Origin of the sequence: Flavobacterium cyanobacteriorum, assembly GCF_002251835.1 — a bacterium.
In the GTDB taxonomy this organism is placed as follows: Bacteria; Bacteroidota; Bacteroidia; order Flavobacteriales; family Flavobacteriaceae; genus Flavobacterium; species Flavobacterium cyanobacteriorum.
Genome location: NZ_NOXV01000077.1, coordinates 1 through 1,613 on the forward strand (window position 1 = coordinate 1; position 1,613 = coordinate 1,613).

Here is a 1,613-nt window from a genome sequence, read left to right on the forward strand (position 1 = left end):
ACGTTAGCACCAATTGTAAAACGACACCGTAACAAATGACAGTAATCATAATCATAGCAGTAGTTGGACTACTAATTTACTTCGGGACAAGAAAAAAATCCGAACAGACTTTTATTGACAACCGGCAAAGTTCTAACACTTCAACAGCAAGCGGTCAGACAAATTCAACTCGACAAAAATTCCAATCTAAAATTTCAGACCTATCATTTCCCGACAGAATTGACGCAATAGTTTGGCACATTAATGCAATTGACAATGGACTTGCAAATAATGACTTAGACCTTGCAAACCTTTCTTACGCCAAACTTATTGAGAGTATCCGACAACAGAATGTAATAGAAAACGGAAACTTTGAAGACCATTTGCAGACAATCAGAAAAGAATATGACGAATTTAGAGCATACTATGGACTTGAATATCCACAGCAATTTTTACCACCTTCTCAAAGACAAAAGACACAAAGCTCTTCAACCATTACGAGCAACCCAAAACTAACAGTAACAAGCAATAATTCAAAACTAAAAACACTTTTATCTGAGTTAGGCTCAAAAGGACACGCTGAATATCCACTTTTAAGAAAAGAATACGCAGTAACTTCTGGAATGCCTTACTCGGATTTTTCGGGCTGGGTAATTGAGCAACTCAAAGCGAAAGACTACAACTCACTTTACGCATTTGTAAAAGAGTATTATTTAGGCAGGGACAATGACACTTACAATGAACAAGAACTCAAAAAGACATTTGAAAAGTTTTTAACCAAAAAATTCAAAGCATTATTTAGAAACATTGACGAACAAGCAATTTTTGAAATTCAAGCGTTTTTTATTCTTAAACGTGGCATTGGCGACTTTAACAGAGAATTTTGGATAGCAGAAGACAAAGAAGCTGAATTACTTTGCAAAATCTTAAGCGTTTACTCTTTTGAAATTGTTCCAAATTCATTTGAACCTCTGATTAAAAAAGCAAATAATTTTCTGCGTGAAATGCGAAAAGACGTTGAGTTTTGGAAAGATTATAAAAACTACAAAATTGAAGAACTACAAAACGAATACAAACTTGAAACGACTAATGGTTTAGAAAAGAAACTGAAACAAATTAATGTGGGCGAAAGACTTCATTTCTTTGACTTTGCAACAGTTTACTCTTATAGAAAATTTTGGAATGGCGACAGTTCGTATAAGACAAGAAGTTTCGGTATTAACGAGTTAGACAGCGTAAAGAAAATTTCAGAATTAGGAATTTTTGACATTGTAAATGATATTAACGCTATACCCGAAATCTCAAGTAAAGGAGAACTTAAAGAAACAGCAGAAAAAGCGGGATTTGAAATCAAAAAATCGTGGACAATGGACAAGATTTTTGAAAACCTTATGAAAAGTGAACAGGGGCAAGCCTTCCTTCAAGAGTTTGTAAAGGACAAAAATATTTTAGCATTTAAAAACGAATACCGAAATGACTTGGCAATTATTTTCAAACACCAAGAAAAAATTAAACGGACAGTTGACCTAATAACAATGATGTAATGACGACCGAAAAAGAACAACTGGTGCTAACAGCGGTTTGGCATAATGGCGGGTGCAGTGCTTCGTATGACAGTTTTGTGGTAGGTTCAA

At 34.5% G+C, this 1,613-nt stretch carries 1 protein-coding gene; it reads left to right on the plus strand.

What is annotated here, in order from left to right; genetic code table 11:
* Positions 1 to 35 precede the first annotated feature (35 nt).
* Positions 36 to 1,523, plus strand: a complete 1,488-nt coding sequence (locus CHU92_RS00805; protein WP_094411638.1) for a hypothetical protein — start codon at positions 36 to 38, stop codon at positions 1,521 to 1,523.
* The last annotated feature ends 90 nt before the right edge of the window (positions 1,524 to 1,613 follow it).